At 58.3% G+C, this 22,274-nt stretch carries 21 protein-coding genes; 8 read left to right on the top strand and 13 right to left on the bottom strand.

Going from position 1 to position 22,274, the window contains the following annotated elements:
• The 6 genes from AC0L6S_RS15190 to AC0L6S_RS15165 all read right to left on the bottom strand — a co-directional run bounded on the left by AC0L6S_RS15190 (window position 1) and on the right by AC0L6S_RS15165 (window position 8,493).
• Window positions 1-1,077, bottom strand: coding sequence for an efflux RND transporter periplasmic adaptor subunit (locus AC0L6S_RS15190; protein ID WP_473424952.1), 1,077 nt, complete (start codon window positions 1,075-1,077; stop codon window positions 1-3).
• A gap of 608 nt (window positions 1,078-1,685) precedes the next feature.
• Window positions 1,686-2,693 carry a zinc-dependent alcohol dehydrogenase family protein gene (locus AC0L6S_RS15185; RefSeq protein ID WP_473424951.1) on the bottom strand — a complete coding sequence of 336 codons (1,008 nt, stop codon included), beginning with the start codon at window positions 2,691-2,693 and terminating at the stop codon, window positions 1,686-1,688.
• Between the two features lie 47 nt (window positions 2,694-2,740).
• Window positions 2,741-3,814, bottom strand: a complete 1,074-nt coding sequence (locus AC0L6S_RS15180; protein ID WP_473424950.1) for an efflux RND transporter periplasmic adaptor subunit — start codon at window positions 3,812-3,814, stop codon at window positions 2,741-2,743.
• A complete protein-coding gene (locus AC0L6S_RS15175; protein WP_473424949.1) occupies window positions 3,811-7,155 on the bottom strand; it encodes an efflux RND transporter permease subunit in 3,345 nt (1,114 codons plus the stop codon). The genes AC0L6S_RS15180 and AC0L6S_RS15175 overlap by 4 nt, the downstream gene beginning before the upstream one ends.
• The gene (locus AC0L6S_RS15170) at window positions 7,142-7,441 is read right to left on the bottom strand and encodes an ArsR/SmtB family transcription factor (RefSeq protein WP_473424948.1); all 300 of its coding nucleotides are present in this window, start codon (window positions 7,439-7,441) and stop codon (window positions 7,142-7,144) included. Before AC0L6S_RS15170 ends, AC0L6S_RS15175 begins: the two co-directional genes overlap by 14 nt.
• Before the next feature lie 164 nt (window positions 7,442-7,605).
• Window positions 7,606-8,493 carry a glycosyltransferase family protein gene (locus AC0L6S_RS15165; RefSeq protein ID WP_473424947.1) on the bottom strand — a complete coding sequence of 296 codons (888 nt, stop codon included), beginning with the start codon at window positions 8,491-8,493 and terminating at the stop codon, window positions 7,606-7,608.
• 139 nt (window positions 8,494-8,632) lie between these two features.
• On the opposite strand from AC0L6S_RS15165, the gene AC0L6S_RS15160 reads away from it, so the two are divergent.
• The gene (locus AC0L6S_RS15160; RefSeq protein WP_473424946.1) at window positions 8,633-9,724 is read left to right on the top strand and encodes a mitochondrial fission ELM1 family protein; all 1,092 of its coding nucleotides are present in this window, start codon (window positions 8,633-8,635) and stop codon (window positions 9,722-9,724) included.
• Here AC0L6S_RS15160 and AC0L6S_RS15155 read toward each other — a convergent pair.
• The 4 genes from AC0L6S_RS15155 to AC0L6S_RS15140 form a co-directional block, all read right to left on the bottom strand.
• Window positions 9,699-10,643 (bottom strand): hypothetical protein, encoded by a 945-nt coding sequence (locus AC0L6S_RS15155; RefSeq protein ID WP_159171890.1) that lies wholly within the window; start codon window positions 10,641-10,643, stop codon window positions 9,699-9,701. The two genes, AC0L6S_RS15160 and AC0L6S_RS15155, sit on opposite strands and share 26 nt — an antisense overlap.
• 119 nt (window positions 10,644-10,762) lie before the next feature.
• Entirely contained in the window at window positions 10,763-11,716 is a 954-nt protein-coding gene (locus AC0L6S_RS15150; RefSeq protein ID WP_473424945.1) for a hypothetical protein, read from the bottom strand.
• On the bottom strand, window positions 11,713-12,678 hold the full coding sequence (locus AC0L6S_RS15145) for a diacylglycerol/lipid kinase family protein (protein WP_473424944.1): 966 nt from the start codon (window positions 12,676-12,678) through the stop codon (window positions 11,713-11,715). The genes AC0L6S_RS15150 and AC0L6S_RS15145 overlap by 4 nt, the downstream gene beginning before the upstream one ends.
• Complete coding sequence (locus AC0L6S_RS15140) at window positions 12,678-13,514, bottom strand: hypothetical protein (RefSeq protein ID WP_473424943.1); 837 nt, start codon at window positions 13,512-13,514, stop codon at window positions 12,678-12,680. Before AC0L6S_RS15140 ends, AC0L6S_RS15145 begins: the two co-directional genes overlap by 1 nt.
• A 273-nt stretch (window positions 13,515-13,787) precedes the next feature.
• Between AC0L6S_RS15140 and AC0L6S_RS15135 the strand changes: the two genes are divergently transcribed.
• The 5 genes from AC0L6S_RS15135 to AC0L6S_RS15115 all read left to right on the top strand — a co-directional run bounded on the left by AC0L6S_RS15135 (window position 13,788) and on the right by AC0L6S_RS15115 (window position 17,887).
• The gene (locus AC0L6S_RS15135; protein ID WP_473424942.1) at window positions 13,788-14,717 is read left to right on the top strand and encodes a sulfotransferase domain-containing protein; all 930 of its coding nucleotides are present in this window, start codon (window positions 13,788-13,790) and stop codon (window positions 14,715-14,717) included.
• A 28-nt stretch (window positions 14,718-14,745) separates the two neighbouring features.
• On the top strand, window positions 14,746-15,660 hold the full coding sequence (locus AC0L6S_RS15130) for a hypothetical protein (protein WP_473424941.1): 915 nt from the start codon (window positions 14,746-14,748) through the stop codon (window positions 15,658-15,660).
• A complete protein-coding gene (locus AC0L6S_RS15125) occupies window positions 15,657-16,373 on the top strand; it encodes a hypothetical protein (protein ID WP_473424940.1) in 717 nt (238 codons plus the stop codon). Before AC0L6S_RS15130 ends, AC0L6S_RS15125 begins: the two co-directional genes overlap by 4 nt.
• A complete protein-coding gene (locus tag AC0L6S_RS15120) occupies window positions 16,336-17,085 on the top strand; it encodes a 4'-phosphopantetheinyl transferase family protein (protein WP_473424939.1) in 750 nt (249 codons plus the stop codon). The genes AC0L6S_RS15125 and AC0L6S_RS15120 overlap by 38 nt, the downstream gene beginning before the upstream one ends.
• Before the next feature lie 94 nt (window positions 17,086-17,179).
• Window positions 17,180-17,887, top strand: coding sequence for a DUF3581 family protein (locus AC0L6S_RS15115; protein WP_473424938.1), 708 nt, complete (start codon window positions 17,180-17,182; stop codon window positions 17,885-17,887).
• Here the strand turns inward: AC0L6S_RS15115 and AC0L6S_RS15110 are convergent.
• Together AC0L6S_RS15110 and AC0L6S_RS15105 are read right to left on the bottom strand one after the other, a co-directional pair.
• Window positions 17,884-18,585 carry a DUF3313 domain-containing protein gene (locus AC0L6S_RS15110; protein ID WP_473424937.1) on the bottom strand — a complete coding sequence of 234 codons (702 nt, stop codon included), beginning with the start codon at window positions 18,583-18,585 and terminating at the stop codon, window positions 17,884-17,886. The two genes, AC0L6S_RS15115 and AC0L6S_RS15110, sit on opposite strands and share 4 nt — an antisense overlap.
• The gene (locus tag AC0L6S_RS15105; RefSeq protein WP_473424936.1) at window positions 18,585-20,060 is read right to left on the bottom strand and encodes a sulfatase family protein; all 1,476 of its coding nucleotides are present in this window, start codon (window positions 20,058-20,060) and stop codon (window positions 18,585-18,587) included. The genes AC0L6S_RS15110 and AC0L6S_RS15105 overlap by 1 nt, the downstream gene beginning before the upstream one ends.
• 145 nt (window positions 20,061-20,205) lie before the next feature.
• Here AC0L6S_RS15105 and AC0L6S_RS15100 point away from each other — a divergent pair, with 145 nt between their 5' ends.
• Window positions 20,206-20,970, top strand: coding sequence for an SDR family NAD(P)-dependent oxidoreductase (locus AC0L6S_RS15100; protein ID WP_473424935.1), 765 nt, complete (start codon window positions 20,206-20,208; stop codon window positions 20,968-20,970).
• A gap of 21 nt (window positions 20,971-20,991) precedes the next feature.
• Window positions 20,992-21,453 (top strand): SRPBCC domain-containing protein, encoded by a 462-nt coding sequence (locus AC0L6S_RS15095; RefSeq protein ID WP_473424934.1) that lies wholly within the window; start codon window positions 20,992-20,994, stop codon window positions 21,451-21,453.
• A 65-nt stretch (window positions 21,454-21,518) separates the two neighbouring features.
• On the opposite strand, the gene AC0L6S_RS15090 is transcribed toward AC0L6S_RS15095, so the two are convergent.
• Window positions 21,519-22,238 carry an Ntn hydrolase family protein gene (locus tag AC0L6S_RS15090; RefSeq protein WP_473424932.1) on the bottom strand — a complete coding sequence of 240 codons (720 nt, stop codon included), beginning with the start codon at window positions 22,236-22,238 and terminating at the stop codon, window positions 21,519-21,521.
• Window positions 22,239-22,274: the final 36 nt, after the last annotated feature.

Here is a 22,274-nt window from a genome sequence, read left to right as displayed (position 1 = left end):
TCAGGGAGCCGTGAATTGCGCGCTATTCAGGGGGTTAACTTCATCACCCTCTGCCAGCGAGGTGGCTCTGGCCACAACCGTTTCAGTGCCTTGCAGGCCCGCTGTGACAACTACACGAGGTCCGGGCCAATCGAAAATCTCAATCGGTACTACGCGAATTCGGTTGTTCTCCACCACCAGCGCCTGATGCCCACCCCCCAATAGTCGCACCGCGCTGCGTGGCACAGAAACAGCATCGTCGAGGCGCTCCACGACAATCGTGGTATTGATCGTCCTCCCCGGCAGCAAACTGTCAGCGGTGGCAGCAGTCTCCAACCGGACTATCCGGCCTCCTGTCGTGGGGTCAACACGAGGGGAAATTTCTGACACTACAGCGTCAAAAATATCGGCCGATCCAGCCGGGTTGATGCGGGCAGCTTGACCGAGCTGCAACGCATCGGCGTAGTATTCATCGGCCTCTGCCTCAACCTCGAGCTCGACAGACCCAATATCGAATAAACCTGTTTCGGTGGATACGACTTGCCCGACATCGACAGGCCTTGCCAGTACCAGCCCGTCGATGGGTGAGCGAATGACAAATTTCTCGGCGCGAACCGCAACCTGCCGCTCCGCCGCCCGAGCGGCATCGAGCCGCGCTTTCAACGCGTCAACTTCCGCCAGTAAGTCATCGACATTCTGAGTGGACACAAAGCCCTTCTGAACCAGTTCCTGTGTGCGCGTCAGCTGATTGTTTGCCCGCGCCAGCTCCGCCTCCACTGCAATCGCCTCGGCGCGGCTGGCGCTGAGTGTCGCAATTTCTTCCTCTGCGGCCACCCTGGCGATCACCTCGCCCGCGGTGACATGCTCGTTTTCATCCTTCAGCAACTCGATAACCTGTCCGGGCTGCTCAGCGCGCACACTGACCTCCCGCTTTGGCATCACGCGGCCCACAATCGACAACACCCGCTCCACAGGCCCACGCTCGACCGCGACTACAGGGACCTTCGGAATACGTGATTGCATACCGTAGTGCAGTACAGCGGCGACTACGGCCAGCGTGATTACCAAAAACAGTATCTTCGCAATGGATCGACGCAATTCAATTGTCCCCGTCGAGCTTGATGCTCTTTCCGTGTTAGCAAACTTTTGGGCCAGCACCACCTGCTGGTGGCGCCCTGTTATGAGTATCTGCTTACTTCAGCTCCACTTTAGCAAGTGCTCTGTCACTAATACAGGGGGACAATAGCGTTTTGTCTGCAGTACGCGGCCAGAGATGCCACCGCAGTGAGGCGCCCACCTGCGCGAGTATGCCGCCTCCCTTTTGGGCTTGTTTTCGTACTTCAAGGTTTACCTAGCTTGTGGCGGCGGTGGAGGCGGAGGTGACGACACATGGACTCCTCCGGGCTCTTTGCCGGTCCCGTAATGCTTCGCTGACTACAATAGTGAACAGAAAAGTTGGGATGCATTTCGCAGCAGTCGGGGCCGGGCAGTTTACTCAAGTGACAATCGTGACAGCCTTTACCGTCTCAATCTGGCTAGCGGCGACATTTCCCTGGTTTCAGATAGCATAACCGGGTGGCCACAGTTTTCAGACACAGGCCGATTCATAGCCTATCCCGTCCGAGGGATAGCCGCGCCGATCTATGATCAGGTTAAAGGCCGCGATTTGCCAGATGCCGCGTTGACGAATGTCACTTCGCTTCAGCTTAGCTGGGCCGCTCCGTACCTGCAGAAATCGATAATACCGCAGCACCGGTGAGTCGACCGTTGCGCAAATCATCGAGTGCCGCGTTTGCCTGCTCCAGAGGGTAGGCGTGGACCTCCGTCTCTATTGGAATCTTTGCGGCCAGCGGCAGGAATTCCTCGCCGTCGGCGCGGGTCAAATTGGCGATTGACGCAATGCTGCGCTCACCCCAGAGGTCGCTATAGGGAATAGGGGGGATATCGCTCATATGGATGCCGGCGCAAACCACCTTGCCGCCCTTTTTGATCGCGCGCAGCGCCTGCAGAACACAGTCACCATCCGGGGCAAAAATAATAGCGCCATCGAGTAATTCCGGGGGACTTTGATCGGAATCGCCCGCCCAATGAGCGCCCAGCTGCAGGGCAAACTCCTGCGCGAGCTGGTCGCCCGGTCGGGTGAACGCGTAGACCGCTTGTTGGTGATAGCGCGCCAACTGAATGAGTATGTGCGCCGCCGCACCAAAGCCATAGAAACCAAGGCGCGAAGCAGCGGCGACCGGGCGCCATGAGCGATATCCTATCAGCCCTGCGCACAAAAGTGGCGCTGCCTGCAAGGCGCTGAAACCTTCCGGTACAGGAAAACAGTAGCGGCTATCGGCCAGCGTGTACTCGGCAAAGCCTCCATCGACCTGATAGCCGGTATATACGGCGTCATCACACAGATTTTCTCGGGCGCTGGCGCAAAACTCGCAATGGCCACAACTGCCGCCCAACCACGGCACTCCGACCCTTTGACCGACTGAAAAGTTGCCGGCATTGTCACCCAGCGCTGCCACGATCCCCACGATCTGATGACCGGGGACCAGCGGCAAGCGCGGCTCGGTCAGGTCTCCATCGACGACATGTAAATCGGTGCGGCAGATTCCGCAGGCCAGTACGCGAATCAGTAACTGTCCTTCGCCCGCCGTCGGCTGCGGCAGTTCGGTCAGCGCCAATGGCTGTCCGATTTCGTTGAGTACCATTGCTCGCATATGGGGGGTTCTCCTTGCGACTGCGCGTTTGTGGGTGAGTCAGTACGTCATGGTCTTAAGGTCTGGTTCTGCCGGGGCATTAGCAGATCGCCCGGCGCCAGGCCGCTGATGACTTCTACCATGCCGTCCGGGCCGGGCTGTCCGAGTTGGACAAAGCGCCGCTCGATGACGCCGTCGTTTGCTATCCACACCACATCCAGCTGTCCGACACTGGCCACACGGTCAGCCGCCACCAGCAGTTGCGGACGATACCCGGCGAATACCTGCAGCCGCGCATACATGCCCGGCAGTAGTGTTTGGTCTGAGGGCAATATCGCCCGGACCAGGAAGCTGCGCGATCCGGGGTCGGCCGCTGGCACTATCTCTTCAATGCGTGCAGTGAAGGTGCGCTGTACTGAGGGCACTTCCACCTGCAATTCGGCGCCGGGCTTTAGTGCCAGCGCCAGTTGCTCTCGGACCCAGGCCTCGACCTGTAGCGAAAACGGATTATACAGGGCCAGTAATTTCTGGCCGGGTGAGGCGGTGTCACCCGGCTCGGCAAACCGGTCGACGATACGCCCGGCGATGGGTGAACGTATATCGGTGAAGCTGACAGCAGTCTCCGCTTCCTGCAGCGCCTGCTGCGCGGCACCTAGATCGGCCTCAAGTGCGGCCGCATTGGCGTGTGCCGCATCGCGGTCGGCATTGGCGATCAGGCCGCGCTTGTGCAATTCCTCGGCCCGCTGCAGGTTTTGTGTGGCCTGGGTCAGTCTTGCCTGTACCGCCAGTATCTGTTCCCTGGCCTGTTGTGCACGCGCCAGCAGGTCGCCCTTCTCCAGTTCTATCAGTAACTGACCGGGCTCCACCACATCGCCGGCGCGCACCGATATGCCAGTGATGCGCGCGAGCAGGCGGGAGGAGATGATGGTCGTCTCCCTGGCCTCAATAGAGGCGGGCACCAACTCGGTGAACGGTACTTGCTGTATCGCGGTCGTAACCGCCTCGCTGGTGTCGACGGTATTGGCCTGCGCCAGTCCGGGGTTGATTTTGTCGGTGAACACACCTGCCATGGCGGCCACCAGCAGGGCCAGTGCCAGTAGAGCGGTCGCGGCTAGCAGCAGTTTACGGGAAGTCTTGTTCATGCTGTCACGTCCTCGTCAAAAACCAACAGGTAGACTGCGGGCACCACGATCAGGGTCAGCAAAGTGGAAGCGATGATGCCAAAGATGATCGCCAGTGCCAGTCCACTGAATACCGGGTCCAGCGTTATGATCAGGTTGCCCAACACGGTGGTACCCGCAGTGAGTAGTACCGGCCGCATGCGCACGGCGCCGGCCTGCAGCAAGGCTTCCTGCACCGTGTCGCCGCGCGCTCTGGCCTGGCTGATAAATTCGACCAGAATCAGGGAGTTGCGCACCACAATACCGGCCAGCGCAATCATTCCTATCATAGCGGTTGCGGTGAAGAGCACCAGGTCGGGCGCGCCGCCGACGACCCGCTCACCGAACTGGTTCATCAGCCAGAAGCCGGGCATGATGCCGATGATAGTCAGCGGTATGGAGGACATGATGATCAGCGCCAGCGCAGTGGATTGCGTCTGCAATTTCAACAGGACGAAGATTGCCAGTAGTGCGAACAGATAGCCCAGGCCCATGTCGCGGAATACATCCACTGTGATGCGCCATTCACCCTCGCCGCCCCACTCTACGTAGGTATCGGCCGGCAGTTCCCAGCTGTCCCCTGCGCCGCTATTGAAATAGGTGCGCGACTGCCAGAGCGCACCGTCGCGCGTTGGCGCGCCCTCATCGGCGCTCAAATCGGCAATCACTTCAGCCGGCGTGCGACCATTGAGTTCCGCCATGACATAGACCACCGGGCGCAGATCCTTGTGGTGTATGGCCTGGTCGGCGGTACTCTGTTGGAAGTGGCCCAGTTCACCCAGTGGCACCAGAGATTGCGGTGCGATGTCCAGACCCTGCTCGGTGCTGGCCTTGGTGATACCCGGGCGGCCTTTCACCAGCAGGCTTTCAAAATTTTGCTGTGAAACGCGCAGGTGCGGATCCAATCGCAGCTCCAGCGGCAGTGGCCTGGCCTCTCGTTCAAGTTGCAGGTAGCCGGCGGTGTAGCCCGCGTTGGCCATGGCGAGTGTGCTGGCGATGTCGTCCGTGGCAACGCCGGACAGCGCGGCTTTTTGTTTGTCGGTGACAAAACGCAAACGTACCTGCTCGTCTGCAATACTCGAATCGAGTTCCATCACATGGGCCTCGCGCGACAAGCGATCCATCAGAGCGGCAGCTGCGTCCTGTTGTGTACTGTAGGGTGTCAGCGTGTCGCCGTAGATTTCCGCGACCAGAGTGCTGAGCACGGGCGGCCCCGGCGGTACTTCTACCACCTTGATTTTTACACCCTCGTGATTGATCGGTGCGAGCAATTCGCGCAGGCGCAGCACAATAGCGTGCGACTGTTGTGCGCGGCGTGACTTGTCAGCCAGCGTGAGTCGTAACTCGCCCATGTGCGCACCCTCGCGCAGATAATAGCGGCGCACCAGGCCATTGAAATCAATTGGCGATGCGATGCCGACAAACGCCGCAATGGCCATAACCTCAGGCAGCCTGTGAATCTGGCTCGCAACCTCTCGCGTGACGGCCGCCGTCTGTTCAAGGCTGGCACTTTCGGGCATATCGATCAGCACCTGCACTTCGTTCTTGTTGTCGAATGGCAGTAACTTCAGGGGGACCGCGCGCAGCAATGGCAGCACGGTTGTCGCAATAAACAGGGCCAGTACCACCCACAGCAGGATCTTGGCGCGGCCGCGATGGCGGATCACGGGTGTCATTGCGCGCCGGTAGAAACCGCCCCGCGGCGCGGCAACGTCTTCTCCGGTTGAACCTGGGGTTGTCCTCAGCAACCGGCTAGCCAGCCACGGCGTGACCAGAAAGGCCACCAGCGTGCTGGCTATCACACTGACCGGCACATTGAACGCCATCGGCGCCATGTAGGGCCCCATCATGCCGGTAATGAATGCCAGTGGCAGAAAGGCGACAACAATGGTAACGGTGGACAGCATTAAGGGGACCCGAATCTCTGCGATGGCAGCTACCACGCGCTCACGCAGCGGCATCGATGTCCTGCCCATGAAGCGGGATATGTTGTCGACGCCGGTGATGGGATCGTCGACCAGCAGGCCCAGTGACAGGATCAGTGCAAACAGCGTTACGCGATTGATCGTATACCCCATTGCATAGTCCAGGCCCAGCGTGATGCCATAGCAAATTGGCACCGCCAGCCCGACCACAATGGCGGCGCGCCAGCCCAGGAATACACCGATAAACATCACCACAGTGACGATGGCGAATGCGAGACTGGCGGTGAGGTCGTTCACTTTTTCATTGGCCGTCTGGCCGTAGTCGCGTAACACCTCGACCTGGACATCCGTCGGTAGCAGGGTGTCCTGCAGGCGAGCCATTTCGCGATGCACCGCCTGTGCGACCGTGACCGCATTGGCGCCGCGCTGCTTGGCGACCGATATGGCGACCATCGGGTGGGAGGCCCCGAGGGCTGGGGTGCCAGTGTCTGCTTGCGCAACGGGGTGGGCTGTGGCGAAGTCAATCCAGGTATAGCTATCGCTTTCTGCTGGCCCGTCCTCAATGCGCGCCACATCGCGCAGATACACTGGTACCGAGTCGATGACATTCACCACCAGTGTCTCCAGTGCCTGGCTGTCCTCCACAAAGTCACCCACTTGCAGTTCGATGGAGTCATTGCCCAAGGTCCAATGGCCCGCGGCGCGGCGCACGTTTGATACTGCCAGCGCTGATACGATATCTGCCGTCGTGGTTTTCCGCGCCCCCATGCTCTCGGGATTGATCAGTATCTTGATGGTGCGCGGCCGCCCGCCTACTACATTGACCTCTCCCGCCTCAGGTATGCCCTGCAACACTGTGGAGACTTCATCGGCGATGCGTCGCAGGTCGTAGTCGCTGTACCGCTCGGCGTTGCTGCTCCATAGTCCTAGCATCACGATGGGCACATCATCCACCTCCACCGGCCGCACCAGCCAGCGACTGACAACCGGGGGCACGCGGTCCTGGTTGGCGTAGAGCTTGTTGTAGGTGTTGAGTAGCGAATCCTCGCGATCTTCGCCGACATAAAAGGCCAGCGTGACGCTGGCGCGGCCAGTGGCCGATGTGGAATAGACATGCTCGACACCGGGGATTTGCGACAGCAGTTTTTCCAGCGGGATGGTCACTTGTCGCTCGACCTGGCGAGCGCTGAGCCCCGGTGTGTCCACCAGTACATCGACCATCGGTACAACAATCTGGGGCTCCTCCTCTCGGGGGGTATACAGCAGCGCCAGGGCGCCCGCGGCCAGCGCGAGCAGGAAAATCACTTTCGGCAGCCCGCCACCCAACGCGTAGTGCACAACGCCGTCAATAGCCTTGCTCATAGCGCGGCCGTAGCGACCTTCCTCAATGTTCGACACAATAGATCCCGTGCAGTGTTTCAATCACTGCCGTCACATGGGTGCTGGTGAGCGAGTAGAAAATGCGTTGCCCATCGCGCCGCGTCGCGACGATTTGTTCATCTCGGAGACGCGCCAGGTGTTGTGAAATCGCGGACTGGCTTAGTCCGGTTAGCTCTTCGAGCTCACCGGCCGTGTGTTCTCGGGTAACTAATGCGCACAGCACCAGCAATCGATTGGGGTTGGACAGCGATTTGAGCAGTGCCGATGCTTCCTGCACGTTGCTGCGCATGCGTTCAATATCCATAGACATCCCGAGCTCTGGTTTATGGCAATGGCCAGAAATATATTAGATAAATCTAATATATGTGTCAAAGGAAGGTTGTAGTCCGGGGCGGGTGCGCCACGATGTCGACGGGGTGATAATCGAGTTTCAGCCGTGTTGGGGGAGCTACACTGCCGTCAAACCGCTCAAGCGCCGACCAGTTGCATCGCATCGGGGCGCAAATGCCCCTGCGAAATTTCATCCTGCAACAGCGACTCGGAGAGCTCCCCATCTGCCAGTGCCTCGCGCACCAGATTGAAGAAAAAGGTTTCCTGTCTGGGGTCGGGGTGGGCGTCATAGGTGCCGGCGAACTTGTAGTCACCAAACAGGGCACGGCGACCGCGTCGCAGCCAGTGGCGCGGAGGGAATAGCTGAAAAGTATCGGCCGGGCGGTAGTCGATCTTCAGGCCCGTCTTCCAAGGCTGGGTCTTGCGTTTGGTATTGTGCAGCAGCTTGGTGTTTTCGTCCAGGTGATCGAAATCATTCCACTGGTTCTCCAGCGCGGCGATGCTGCCCGGCCGTTCCAGTTTCAGCGAAATCCAATCCATATAATCGCGTTTCACCGGCTCGAACATCTCGGTGAAGTCTCGCTCGAACTGCCAGTGCGTGAGCTGCGCGCAATCCAGCAGCATCACGCTGCTGGCGAAGGCGCCCTGACGGCCCTTGCGGCCCGTTTTCGGTCGGCACACAATGGCGGCACCGGCCATATCGCGCTGTAACAGCTCCCAGATATCGCCGATGGCGAAAATATCCGGGTCCATGATCACGGCGCGGCCCTCATACCCCATCAACTGCGGGGGAGTGAAGCGCAGCGGTGTAAACGACTGCAGATCGTCGTTGAGCCAGGGCCGCATCTCGCCGTCACGGCGGTACAGCTGTCCTTCGCGCTCCAACATGCAGGGGTAGTCTTTCACCTCCACGAATTTCACATCGAACTTGTCGGCGTGTGCGGAGCGCTTGCGCAGTGAGTAACGACTTACCAGTGCGCCCAGCATCTGTTTGTGGTTGGTGTGTATGAATACGGTGGGTTTCAAACTGTTTCTTCTCGCGAGGAATCTGTAGGATAGTTTACCGCCAGCGCGCTGTTCCATAAACGACTGGCTTTGGCAATTTTTGGAGCGATGCTCCCCGGCCGCGCGCCGTTTACCGCGATAAACCTGACGAGGACGCCGCGTGGGCGAGGGATCTATCACAGTCTGGTGTCTGCTCGGCAAAAAAGCCGGAGACAACACCCAGGTACGGGCGCTGGCCGAGGAACTCGGCTGGGGCTATCAGGAAAAACTTATCAACGCCCGCCCCTGGGAGCTGATGGTGCATATCGGCGGGCGCGCTACGCTGGCCGGTATAGATCGCGCTCAATCGAGCGAGCTCACTGCGCCTTGGCCGGATATCGTTATCAGCGCGGGCCGCCGCAATGAACCGGTGGCGCGGTGGATTCAACAGCAGTCAGGCGGCAGGTCCAGGCTGGTGCATATCGGCCGCCCGTGGGCGCCGCTGTCCGTCTGGGATTTGATCGTTACCACACCGCAATACTTCCTGCCCGAACACGCCAATGTCGTGCACAACAGTCTGCCCCTGCATCGCTTCACCGCGGAGGACTTTAATCGAGCGGAGCAATTTCGGCCGCAGTTTGAACACTTGCCGCGACCCTGGGTGGCGGTATTGATGGGAGGCGACAGCGGTCGCTTTGTGATGACTGCAGAGAAGGGCGCGCGCCTGGGTCAGCTTGCCCAGTCACTGGCGTCGGCCTCAGGGGGGGCGGTGCTGGCCACCGATAGCCCGCGCACACCGCGCGCTGCCGGCGATGCCATGCAGGCACAGTTGCAGGCGCCGTGTCTCTGTCATCGCTGGCACGCGTCGGGCGAGAACCCCTATCAGGGGCTGCTGGCGCTGGCGGATGCCTTCATCGTCACCGGCGAGTCCATGTCCATGCTGGGCGAAGCGGTGGATACCGGTAAGCCGCTGTATATTTTTGATGTAGGCGACGCAGGACATTGGTGGTGCCTGTCGCACAATTACCGCTACAAGCCGCTCACGCACCGATTGGCTATGCGCTTTGGCCCACAGCGAATGCGGCGTGATATCGGCAAGATCCAGGATGCTTTGGTGGATTCAGGCCGCGCGCGGTGGCTGTTGCCCCAGACTATAGGCGCGGCGGCGCAGGCGTTGCAGGAGCGGGCAGCCGTCAGGGGGCGAGGGTCGGTCGCGCACGCTGACCTGCAGCGCGCTGCAGAGGCGATCAAGCAGCTTGTGAAATCGCCGTAAGGGGGTGCAGGGGCGCCGGCGGCAGGTCCGGTGTTTTTGCGAGGATTTCCAGCGCATCGTGACGCACGTGGTTCTGCGCCATTTCGTTGCGCAAAAAGTCCTCGCTGATTTTCCCCTGTTCCACACATTCCTTTAGCAGGCCGAAGAAAAATACTTCCTGGTTGTGGTCGGGGTGCTGCTTGTAATTGCCCAGAAACGCATACTCGCCAAATAGCTTGCGCCGCGCGCGCATCACCCACGCCGCCGGCGGGAACAGGCGAAAACGCTCCGCCGGACGCCAGTCTGTAGGCAGCCCGGTTTTCCAGGGCTGGGTCTTGCGCCGGGTGGTGTGCAGCATTTTGGTCTGCAGGGTGAATTTGTCGAAGTCGTTCCACTCGGCTTCAAAGAAGTCCAGTGTGTCGCGATCTTCTTCTTTCAGGCATATCCACGGTTGATAGTCTTGGGTGAAATCAAACATGGCTTCAAATTTCTTCTGCGCATCCCAGTGCGGCAGCTTGGCGCAGTCGAGCAGCATTACGCTGCTGGCCATGCACTTGTCGATCAGCCCCTTGGGCCCGGAGCGCATGCGGCACATGATGGCTTTGCCGTGCATGTCGCGGCTGAGCAGCTCCCATATGTCGGTTACGGCAAAAATATCGGGATCGATGACTACGGCCCGGCCCTCGTAGCCCATCAGTTTGGGCGGCATGAAGCGGGTCGGGGTGAAGGACTGCAAATCGTCGTTCATCCAGGTGCGCTTGACGCCATCGCGCAGGTATTCCTGGCCTTCCCGGGCAGCAAAGAACGGGTAGTCACGGGTATCCATGATCTGCACGTCAAACTTGTCATTATTGGTGGAATAGCGGCGCAGCGCGTGCTCGGCAACGATGGCACCGGTGATTTGTTTGTGGTTTGTCTGGATAAATACGCAGGCTTTCATGGGGTTGCCGGGGCTGTCAAAAGATGGCTAGATTGGGCGGGGACTATAAAGGAAAATGGCGCATTTTTCCATTTTCCGGGGTGTGCTTTCAGCGTGAATAGTACGTGGTATGGGCCGGTTTACTTGAAGATACCGCGCCGATATAAGCCCCAGAAGAAGGACCACATGTGGATGAGCGGGGCGCGCCTGACCTTGTCGGGGATGCGGATTTCCTCGCCGGAATGGCGCTCCAGTTTCCAGGCGATGTAGTCGAGCCCGCCATCAAAGGTAAACAGTCCCTTGACCAGCCGCATGATGGAGAGCAGCTTGCCCTGGCTGCGTCGTACAGCCCATGCCAGCTGGGTCCGGCGCCGGCGGAAGTGGCCGGGCCGGTTGCTATAGCACCATTCCCCCGCCTGTTGGTGTAGCGAAAAGCCATTGCCCAGGCTGCTTGCGTTGTGCTGTGTGAGGGCGGCGTAGAACTCACGCGAGGATTGCGCCAGCTCCTGTGCCCGCCCGCTGCGCTCCGTGCGCAGCTCTGTGGCATAGCTAAGCCCAAGTGCCTGCTCCCACAGCGAGGTGAGGCTGCCCTCGGATGGCAGTGCCGGCAGGGCATTGCGCAACAGCGTGTGGGCAGCTGTGGTCAACGCTGTTTCAATCTGCGTTCGCATCTGCGCATCGCGGGCGTACAGGATGAGCGTCGGCTGAGCAAAACGGCCCCAGATATACGATTCAAACCACGCTATTGAGCAGCCCCGCTGGAAGTCGCGCAGGGAGATCACCGTCACTTTGCTGCGCAGTATCCGGTCGGCGGGCGCATCCCCTACGGCCCGCTGCTCGGCGTAGAACACATTGGGTGGTAGCAGCCAGTTGGCCGCGGCCGGTAGCGTGCGCCGGTAGGCGGCGCGATAGTTGTCGCAGATCAGGTAGAGATCCAGCAGGCCGTCGTAGATATCACCGCTGCGCAGGCAGGAGCCGTATACCAGCGTGGCGCACACAGCGTTGTGAAAACGCGCCTGCAGCTGTTCCAGCAGCGCCGCCAGCGTCGGGTCGCTGTCGGCATTGGGGCCGGTGACAGGTGGGTAGACGTTCACAGGCGCAGGAACTCCAGTGGTACGCTGGCGCTGATCTGTGCAGATTTGCCAACCTCTACCAGTTCGCCGTCGAGGTTGATTTTACCTGTCATCGCCAGATGAAGCTGGTCGGCATTGTGGCTGCGGTAGCCGCTTTGTGGCACGGCATTGCGGTTGGGGTGGCCGCGAATGATTGAGAAAAACGTGCGGGCAAAGCGCGTGCAGCCCTGCTCCATAAGCGTCAGGCGGATCATGCCCGGCTGCTGGCTCCAGAACGGCCGCATGCCGAAGGACAGGCGTTGCAGCGTGCTCACTGCAAGAATAAGGGTGTCGTACTGCGTCGGCTCCCCATCATCCAGGGTTAGGGTGATGTCGACGTGGCGATTGAACGCCGGGTCGTCCCGCAACACGCCCCACACGGTGCGCACGGTGCCGAGGATGAGGCTGAAATCGTCGCGCAGGCCGCGCGAGTGGATTTCCCGGTGCGCGTATTCGGTGCCGTGAATCACGGCACCACCACCGAGGAACATGCAGTATCGGGGTTGCTCGCTGTCGTCCGTCACTACGCGCATCAGCGCACGCTGTTCCAGTTTGCCGGTAGTTTCGCGTGCGCCTTCACACCACTGGCAGAAACGGTTTACCGCCTTGCGCAGTGAACCGCGCACGCCGACATCGCCGGCATTCATATTGGCTGTGCCGCCGGGCAGCAGGGCGATCAGCGGAGGGCGGTCAAACAGTTTTGTCTCCAGAAGCTCGCCAAGCACAGCTGACACCGTGCCGTCGCCGCCATTGATCGCCAGCACGCCAATATCCAGCGCGGCCAGTTCTGCCAGCGCTGGTGCGATATCAGCAGCGCTGTGGGTAATGCGATGGTGGATGCCCGGCTGTCCGTCTATGTGTGCACGTATGCGGTCGAACTGGTCGCGGTTGTGGCCGCTCCCGGGATTGCTGATCAAACCTACCGGACAGGCCGGTAGATTCACTACTGCGCGGCCCTCATTGTGACGGACTTGAGCTTGATCTCGGTGCCGCCGATGCGCGGTGCATCACCGCGTATCTGCAGTGGTAGGCCGGTTGCGGGGTCGAACAACAGGATGATCTCGCCGTCCAGGCCCAGCAGGCTGAAATCGTCGTCGTCGGTCAGTGTGCCTTCTGGGCTGGCCTGTATCGCTACCGCGACAGTTTCAACTTTACCGCTCACAGGGTCTTGTCCGGCGACTTTGTAATCCGCGTCTATGGTAATACCGTTGCCGCTGGTCAGTTTTACGCGATAAAAGTTCAGATCCGTATTCACGATGACTTCCATCGAGTGATTTGGTCCCTGTGCCTGCAACTGTGCGGCCAGCAGCACCAGCATATAGGGGCTGGTGACGACGGTATCGCCCTTGGAAGCCGGATAGTTCAGATACTTTGTATTGGAGACGGGCCATTCATTTGCCGGCACGGCGCTGTTTGCCGGGGCGTTGCGGCGCTCACGGTAGATGTGATCTGAATTGTACTGGTATGACTTCATGCGCTGTTCTTTGCCACTGCTGATGCGCGCTCGCGAGAGGACACGCCCGGTGGCGGCCTCGAAGCTCACTTCCAGCGTTTCCGAATTGTCGACAACAGAGCTCTGCACATCGAGTTCCCATAAATCTGGCTTTCCGGGCACCGGCAGAACCTCCAGTCGCGATTTGGCCGTGGCCCAGAATGCCTTCTGTTCGTATTCCAGTACTTGCCAGCTGGGGAGGCTAGGGAGCTCATTTTCAGCTGCGTGGGTGAGGCTTGTCATTGCCAGAGAGAATAAAATTACGACAGATTTGTATAGCTTGATCATGGTGAGGCAACCATAGTGGTGAAACAGGGTGATTTCAGGTCAGAACAGCCGTGGCCAGAATAGTTCCCGGCTTCTTATCGCGCAACTGAACAAGAATAATTATACACATTTGAGATTGATTCGCTCGGTGGCCTGAGCAATGTATTCTTCTTGCAAATCAATTGCTTGCGCTGGATGAGCGAAAGCCGTTAAAAATACCAGACAATCTTGAGAATAGCCTTGGCATCCTATACCCTTCGCCGCTTATATCTGCCCTGATCAGGGGAATTCTACATGCATATGATTATCAAGCGACTAATCAAATGGTTGGTACGCGCGATTTCGGTATTTTTACCAGAGGCCAAAGCCCACCAGCTGCAGCGTTGGCGCCGTGGGAAAGAGGAGTTCTGGAAGTACAACAACTGTGAGTATATTTTCGCCTCTTATGGGAAGAGTGGGCGCACTTGGGTGCGGGTGATGATATCGCGCTACTACCAGCTGATGTACAAATTGCCCGACAATATTCTGATGGGCTTTGACAACTTCACCCGGCTCGACAAGAACATCCCGAAAATTTTCTTTACCCACGATAACTACCTGCGTGGTTACACGGGCAATGTCGATTCCAAAAAGGATTTCTACGATAAGAAAACGGTGCTGCTGGTGCGTCATCCCATCGATGTGGCTGTGTCGCAGTTTTTCCAGTGGAAATACCGCATGCGCCCGGAAAAAAAGGCCATGAACAAATACCCGCCGCACGAAGCGGATATTTCGGTCTATGATTTTGTGAAGGGCGAGGATCAGGGCCTTGGGCACATCATCGAATTTCTGAACAACTGGGCGCGGGAACTGCCGAAGATCAAAAATTTACTGGTGGTGCGGTACGAGGATCTGCGAGCGCAGCCGGAGCAGGAAATGTCGCGCATTGTCGAGTTTCTGGGTATGGAGCCTAACGACGACTACCTGCGCGATACTGCGGAATTTGCCTCAGTTGAAAATCTGCGAAAGAAAGAGCAGGACAACTATTTCTGGCGCAGTGGCAGCCGGGTGCAGGCAAAAGACGTCAATGACCCGAACACCTTCAAGGTCCGCAAGGCCAAGGTGGGCGGCTATCGCGACTATTTTGACGACGATCAAGTCGCAGAGTTGAATGCGATGATAGATTCAAATCTGCTGCCGGTATTTGGCTATACCAGTGCAGAAACCAACGTAAAAGCTGGTTAGTGGTTTCTCCTAAAGTAAGGGAACTCCGTTGAGCGATAACTGCGTTTTCATTCACACCAACGAGCGGCAGTGGCTGGGCGCACTGGTGTCCGAATACTCCTTTCGCCGCAACTCGGCCAACCCCGACAAGTTTGATGTGAAGTTTATTCACACGCGTGATTACCCCTACCTGCGAGCTAAAGAAGGGCAAAGCTTTCTGCGCGGTGGTACCAGTCGGGTCTGGCACATGGATGATTTGCAATCCTTCACACCGCTGCGTTTTCTGCCGCCCAAGTTGATGAATTGGCAGGGGCGCGCTGTCGTCACAGACCCGGATGTCTTTGCTGTTGGTGATATTGTCGAATTGCTTGAAATGGATATGAAGGGCGCTGCTGTGATGGGGCGTCATCGCTCCTCCAAGGAAGGTAAGCGCGACCAGGTCGCTACCAGTGTACTGTTGCTGGATTGCGCACGGCTGCGTCACTGGGATGCCGAGAAAGAGTTTGATCAACTTTTCCGCAGCGAAAAGGATTACAAGGAGTGGATGGTGCTGGGTTATGAAGATCCCGCCAATATCGGCTATCTGCCCGACTGCTGGAATGATTTCGATCACCTGGACAGCAATACGCGCCTGCTGCACAACACCAAGCGCAAGACACAACCCTGGAAAACTGGTCTGCCCGTGGATTACACGCCCGCCGATAAGTTTAAGGATAAACCCCTGTTGGCAAAGGCCAATCGCCTGCGAGCCAAGGTATTTGGCGATTACGGTCTGTTGGGTCGCTACCGCGAACACCCGGATCGAGCGCAGCAGGATCTATTCTTTGGGTTGTTGAAGGAGTGCCTGAAGGTCGGGCATATCAGTGAGGAACTGGTGCGCGATGAAATGCGCAAGAATCATGTGCGCCACGATGCTCTTGAGGTCCTGGATCGCACGCCCGATTTACAAGCGAGGGCTGCATGAAATACCTGAATATCGACAAACTGCGCGATCTGCGTACGGAAGAGTTTGAGGCGACCAGCCCGTTTCCGTACTACAACGATGAGGGCGTGTTGACGCCCGAGGGTTTTCAGGATCTGCTGGCTAATATGCCACCTCTGGAGATGTTTGACGAAAAGTTTGGTGATGAGCGTCGCGCCGGACAGGCGCCGCACGATCGCTACTCGCTGGAGTACACGCCAGATATGCCGGTGCCGGCGCCGTGGAAGGAATTTATCGACGAACTATGCTCCGACGCCTATCGCAATGAAATTCAGCGATTGCTGGGTGCGAAAAAAGTGGAGTTCCGTTTTCACTGGCACTATACGCCCAGCGGCGCCGACGTCTCACCGCATTGCGATTCGCGGCGTGAACACGGTTCCCACCTGTTCTACTTCAACTCGGAAGACGATTGGGATCCGGCCTGGGGCGGCGCGACTCTGATACTGGATGACGGCGGTCGGCTGGATTACAACTCCGCGCCCGCGTTGGATGCCTTTAAAGGTATTACCGAGTGTAAGTCTATCGGCAACTACAGCGCTTTGATTAAGCGCGGTGATCATTGCTGGCACGCGGTCAGGCCCATCGAATGTCCACCGGAACGGCTGCGGCGTGTATTTATCATTGTGGTCAACCCCGACAACCTGTTCTGGAAAGTGCGTGACAGAATTATTGGCAAGACCATTCAACGCTTCTGAACACTACCCGTTAAGTACACTTTCAGGCTCCCCGTGCCTTAATGCACGGGATATCCATGTCTGGTGCAGCCCGCGTGATCGGTATGCGGGGTCTGACACATTTAAACGTCGCGTGCTCTCCCACTATGCCGAGGTGGCGCCCGAAGACTGGCATTTCGGTGTTGGTGAGCAGGGTAAACCGTATCTGGTGGATGCACCGCGCGCGCTCGATTTCAATGTGAGCCACAGCGGTGAGTGGCTGGTGTGTGCGGTCACCGCGGGAGTACCGGTCGGTGTAGATGTAGAGCAGGCTGTGTCAACGCGTGATGTGATGACATTGGCCAGGCGATTTTTCCGGGAAGAAGAGGTCGCGGTGCTTGCACGTTGCGGCGCGGCAGATCAGTGCGACCAATTCTACGACCTGTGGACACTCAAGGAATCTGCCGTGAAAGCCAGGGGGGAACAATTGCTGTTCGGTCTGGACTCCCGGGGCTTTGCGTTCGCACAGCACAGTGGCCCGGTGCACAGCGGCACAGGTATTGCTGTGACGACCGCGGGTGACTCGACGTTGGCTCAGTACTTGCTGCTGGATTTGCTGCCCGGCTACCGGTTGGCGATTTGCTGGCTGCCCGATACGCCGCTGCAACCGCAGCTGCAGGTGTTTGACGGAAGTGTTGCGGGCCGTGTCAGCGCACTCCACCTACCATTACGGGCCTGCAGCTGGCTGAATTGAAGGTGCGTGAAGACACAGCTTTCCTGCTAGACTGCGAGCTGCGGCTCACTTCTCTACTGATAATCACCACAACGAAAGGCAAAATTGACCCACTATGATCATCGATCAGTATTACAGTGAACCCAGCGGGCGTATCAGTTTTACGCGTGAACAGGGCAGTAATTTCGCCAAGCAGATGGCGAACGATTTCAACCCCCTGCACAATGCAGATGCCAAGCGTTTCTGTATTCCCGGGGATTTATTGTTTGCCATTATTCTGGCCAAGTACGGCATCAGTCAGCATATGGAGTTCATTTTCTCCGGCATGGTGACGGCCGGTGTGGAGCTGGTGCTGCCCGAGCCGTCACAGGAGTTGTATATCAACGATACCGACGGTCGCGAGTACCTGCGCGTCAAGCGCGCGGGGGAAACAGTGCACAGCGAGGCCCTGATACAGAACCTCACCCAGAGCTATGTCGAGTTTTCCGGGCAGACATTTCCGCACATTCTGGTGCCGCTGCTCGCCGAGCAGCAGGTGATGATCAGCCCAGACCGTCCCATGGTGATCTACCAGAGCATGACCATCGACCTGGATCGACTGGATATTGCCAATCCCCTGCTACAGGGCGATTACAACGAGCTCGAAATCAATGGTAAGCGCGGTAGTGTCGAACTGGCTTTTCACCTTGAGGACGGTGGTGAAGTTGTCGGGCGCGGTAAAAAACACATGCTGTTGAGTGGCTTGCGCGCGTACGACGCCCAGATCGTGGATAGCGCCATCACGATCTACAACAACAGCAAAAAGGCCTTTGCTTCGCGCTAGTCGCCTGCTTTCCCTGAGTTGGCCCTGTTGTGCACGTTTTGCAGCTGAGCGGCTATCTGTCGCGCCCAGCTGTTAAACACCCTTTTTACCTCGGCGGCATTGGTCACGCTGTTATTGATGCCCCACTGCGAGGAACCCGAGCGGGTGTCCTTGGCCAGCGCCAGCACCTCACTGGTTTCGGAATCCCTGAAGGTCACCTCAACGCTCAATTTCCCCGCACCTTCTGTTACCACAACGTTGCGGCCCACCGGACGGGAGCGGTTGTCGTCCTTGGCGGCGTTGGGTTTAATGCGCGTAAGCCGGGCCGTGATAAGCAACACATTGTCGCCAATGGCCGTTACCACCGGGAAGCCATCTTTGCCGGATAGCTGTTCCACCATCGATTGCTGAAACGCTTTCTGCAGACGCTCTTTGTCTTTGTCGGTCAGTTCCCAGTTCCGGTAGCCGGGCAGGCGCGAGCTGGTTACAGGCTGTACGATTTCGACATTGTCCACCCCCAGAGGCGCCAGCATGATCGCCGTGTACTTTTGAAAATGTGCATCGGGGTCTACATAGACCAAATTGGCATTGGTGTTATCGACGCGTACGAGGTGACCATCGATCACCTCTGCATTCTCGCCGGTCTGGAGCTTTGGTGTGTTTTGACATCCGGCGATCAGCAGTGAAGCCAGCACTATCTGGATTATTCGTTTTGACATTATTTCCACCCACGTTTGTTTATCGACATCTCGCTTGTCTTGGCATCAAAGGCCGCGCGCAGGCGCGTCAGATCGTCGGGGTTTCTATCCGAGGTATCATAGGACTCGCGCGGGTCCCCCTCCAGATCGAACAGCCATTCTTTTTGCGGTATTCCCGCGGCCACCGGCATATTGTCGGTGCCGTAGAAGACACCTGCCGGTGCGCGATATTTAAAGCGCTCGTCGCGCACGGCAAAAAGCGCTTCCCCGTCGTAGTAGTACAGGTAGTCATGGGGAGAAGGGCCGCCCTGGGTCAGCAGATTGAGAATGCTGCGGCCATCCAGTTCGCGGTCTGGCGGAGCTGGCAACTGTAAAATATCCAACACGGTGGGCAGCAGGTCGATACCCATCGCCATCGCCTGTTCGGTCCTGCCCGGTATGATCGCATCGGGCCAGTGCGCGATAAACGGCACGCGCATTCCTCCCTCGAAGGTATTGCCTTTGCGCCCGCGCTGGTCGCCGGCATCGCCGAGAAACCACGGCCCATTGTCCGAGGTGATAATGATCAGCGTATTGTCCAGATTGCCGGTGCGCGCCAGTGTGTCGACGATGGCGCCGACACTGTCGTCAATTTCTTCCAGCACATCGCCGTAAAGCCCCGCGCGGGAACGGCCGCTGCGCTCTGCACGCACATACAGTGGGTCGTGGGGAAAATTGTGCGCGAAATAGAGGAAGAAAGGCTCCTGCGCATGTTGCTCGATAAACGTTGTCGCAGCGTCAGTGTAGCGCTCCGTCAGAAAGCGCTGGTCGACCGGGGCCTCCATTGCGATCTCGCGGTTGGCATACAGCGCAAAGGGCTCCATATCGTTGCTGTACAGCGCGCCGTAATAGCTGTCGAAACCCATGTCGTTGGGCAGTGACGGGCTGCGATCGCCCATATGCCACTTGCCCACCATGCCGGTGGCGTATCCGGCTGCCTTGAGCAGATCGGCCAGTGTAATCTCCTCGGCGGGCAGGCGTACATTGCCTTCTTTGGGTGTCAGTGTGCCGAATACAAGCGCTTTGCTACTGCCTGTTGGAAATACCACATGGGGCAGGCCGGCGCGAGGTGCAAGCCGCCCGGTGAGATATCCTGCGCGCGAGGGTGTGCACACCGGAGAGGGCGAGTGGAAATCGGTGAGCACCACACCGTCGCTGGCGAGCCGGTTAATATGGGGTGTGGCGATCATCGCGCTACCCGCCGCGCCGGCACCAATATCGCCGTATCCCATGTCGTCATAGAGGATGAATACAATGTTCGGAACGTCTTGCCGCGAGACCTTGTGCTCGCCCAGTTGCGTCAGGTAGTCCTGCTTGCTGTCAATGCGTGCCTCGTTGTCCAGTTGCTCTTTGGTGGCCAGCTTATAGCCGAAAAAGAGCGCGATTAGCACCAGCAATAGCAGCGCTGTACTGATTGCTGCGGTAATCCTGTTCCAGATAAAGGCGAATATTTTCATGGCAAGTGCGTTCTCATTTAAAGGTTAGCCGGTGTTATTTGTGTATTTTGCAGTGGCCGGTATGGATACTTGCACATTCGTCCGCTCCACTCAAATTACCGTTTGTGTACCATAAGGACCGAGGAAATGAGCAAGGGAGTGAGCTGTGAGGAATCTGCAGGGTAAGGCCATTCTGGTTTGTGGTGGCGCCACTGGTATTGGCGCGGCGACCGTGCGCCGGCTCAGCGCGGAGGGTGCTACCGTCGGCATTGGAGACTTCAATATTGCCGGGGCAGAAGCGCTCGCTGCAGAGTTGAATGCAGCCGGCGGCAATGTCACCGCGTGGGAGTATGATCAGGCCAGCGAATCCAGCATTAATTCACTGGTTGAATCAGCCCGCGCGCACTTCGGCCGCCTCGATGGACTGTTCGCCAATGTGGCCGATCTGCAAACCATACTGATCGACGGAGACATTCTCAGCAATGACGCCGCTGTGTGGGAGCGCACGCTGCAGGTGAACCTGCTGGGAACGGTGCAACTCGTGCGCGCTGCGCTGCCGACGATGCTTGAGCAGAGCAGCGGCGCCATTGTGCTGACTTCCTCGGATGCCGCGATAGCCGGCGAGCCGGAGCGGCCGGCTTATGCCGCCTCCAAGGCAGCAATCAATTCCCTGAGCCGTCACATCGCATCAAAGTGGGGGCAACAGGGCATTCGCTGCAATGTGGTATCTCCCGGGTTCGTGCTGACGGAACAGTTGGATGCGAATATGGATCAGGCGATGAAAGACTGGATGCTCAAAGGTGCGCGCAGCCCTCGACACGGAGCACCGCAGGATATCGCCAGCGCGGTAGCGTTTCTGCTATCGGATGATGGCGAGTGGGTGAATGGTCAGGCGTGGCGCGTGAATGGTGGCGTGAGTTACGGCAATTGAAAGGCAACCGGGAGTAGCAACATGATTACAGAGAACAGCGTTTCCAGCGAGGAGATCGTCATCAATGCACCAGCGCAGATCGTCTGGGATGTCATTCTTGATTTCGATAACTACGGCCAGTGGAATACGTTCTGCCCCGGTATGAAAGGGGAGCCGGTGGTCGGTTCGCCGCTGGAAATGCAGGTAGATATGGGCGACGGCCCGCAGCTGCAGGTGGAGTACATCACCAAAATCGAGCCCATCCACACCATTATCTGGTCGATGGAGAATAAACCCGGTGATCCGGTACACGCCGATCGGCTGCAGCGTATTACACCGATCGACGACAGTAGTTGTCGCTATGTGACGATCGACGAATTTGGCGGAGAGTTTGCCGCACCGATGATCGAGCAAATGGGCAAGATCGTCGAGAAGGGGTTTAACGACTGCGCCGCCGGATTAAAGAAACGGGCGGAAGCGCTGTACCGAGAGAGTAAAGCCTGAGCTATTGCCGCGCTCTACAGCGCGGGCCGGTCGCCTGAATCGCTGCGTGCTGCGGTAAGCGGTGGTCAGGAAGGAAAGACCAGCGGGTTTAGTTGGTCAAATGAATCCTGCATCAGCTTGTTCCAGGACTGGCGCAGCGAACTCAGGTAGTTGTCGTCCTCACCAAAAATCAGGTAGCGGCCCGGTTGCAGAGTACCAACATCGAGCAGATAGATTTCGACTGGCGGCCCCACTCCCAGATTGCTGCGGATGGTGGCTTCCATGGATACCAGCCCGCACAGCGCGGCGCGCTCAATGGGGGTGTCCGGTTGAATAACCCGGTCGAGAATGGGCTTGCCGTACTTGGTTTCACCGATCTGCAAAAAAGGCACCTGGGCGGAGCTGGCGATGAAATTACCCTGCGAATAAATCATGTAGAGGCCGTTGCCCGAACCGGCGATTTCGCCTCCCAGCAGGAATGTCGTTTCGAAAATGGCGCCCCCGCCAGTGTTCTGCTGCTGGCACTCTACGTTGATCCGCCCGATGTACTCTGAGGCCTCATTCATATCCCGCACCGTCAGCAGGCTTTGTGGAACCTTGTCCTTCACGTCCCGCTCCAGTGTGGCGATGACGGACTGGGTGGTGGCCAGGTTGCCTGCGCTGCACAGCACGAACTGTCGCTCGCCCGGCACACCAAATTTCCACATCTTGCTGTAGGTGCTGATGTTGTCGACACCCGCGCTGGTGCGGGAATCCGATACCATCGCAATTCCCTGTTCCACCTTGATTCCTAAACAGTAAGTCACCTGACACTCCCGGTTAACGATTGTGGCTCACGCCCA

This window comes from Halioglobus sp. D3-4 (genome assembly GCF_055809315.1).
The sequence above is the reverse complement of the archived record's forward strand: the minus strand, read 5'-3'. Positions and strand labels throughout refer to the sequence as shown.

Bases quoted from the DNA above. Each gene is read 5' to 3' on its own strand.
- AC0L6S_RS15185 (WP_473424951.1), bottom strand. From the start codon at position 2,693: ATGCGAGCAATGGTACTCAACGAAATCGGACAGCCATTGGCGCTGACC.
- AC0L6S_RS15180 (WP_473424950.1), bottom strand. From the start codon at position 3,814: ATGAACAAGACTTCCCGTAAACTGCTGCTAGCCGCGACCGCTCTACTG.
- AC0L6S_RS15170 (WP_473424948.1), bottom strand. From the start codon at position 7,441: ATGGATATTGAACGCATGCGCAGCAACGTGCAGGAAGCATCGGCACTG.
- AC0L6S_RS15155 (WP_159171890.1), bottom strand. From the start codon at position 10,643: ATGAAAGCCTGCGTATTTATCCAGACAAACCACAAACAAATCACCGGT.
- AC0L6S_RS15140 (WP_473424943.1), bottom strand. From the start codon at position 13,514: ATGATCAAGCTATACAAATCTGTCGTAATTTTATTCTCTCTGGCAATG.
- AC0L6S_RS15135 (WP_473424942.1), top strand. From the start codon at position 13,788: ATGCATATGATTATCAAGCGACTAATCAAATGGTTGGTACGCGCGATT.
- AC0L6S_RS15125 (WP_473424940.1), top strand. From the start codon at position 15,657: ATGAAATACCTGAATATCGACAAACTGCGCGATCTGCGTACGGAAGAG.
- AC0L6S_RS15115 (WP_473424938.1), top strand. From the start codon at position 17,180: ATGATCATCGATCAGTATTACAGTGAACCCAGCGGGCGTATCAGTTTT.
- AC0L6S_RS15110 (WP_473424937.1), bottom strand. From the start codon at position 18,585: ATGTCAAAACGAATAATCCAGATAGTGCTGGCTTCACTGCTGATCGCC.
- AC0L6S_RS15105 (WP_473424936.1), bottom strand. From the start codon at position 20,060: ATGAAAATATTCGCCTTTATCTGGAACAGGATTACCGCAGCAATCAGT.
- AC0L6S_RS15095 (WP_473424934.1), top strand. From the start codon at position 20,992: ATGATTACAGAGAACAGCGTTTCCAGCGAGGAGATCGTCATCAATGCA.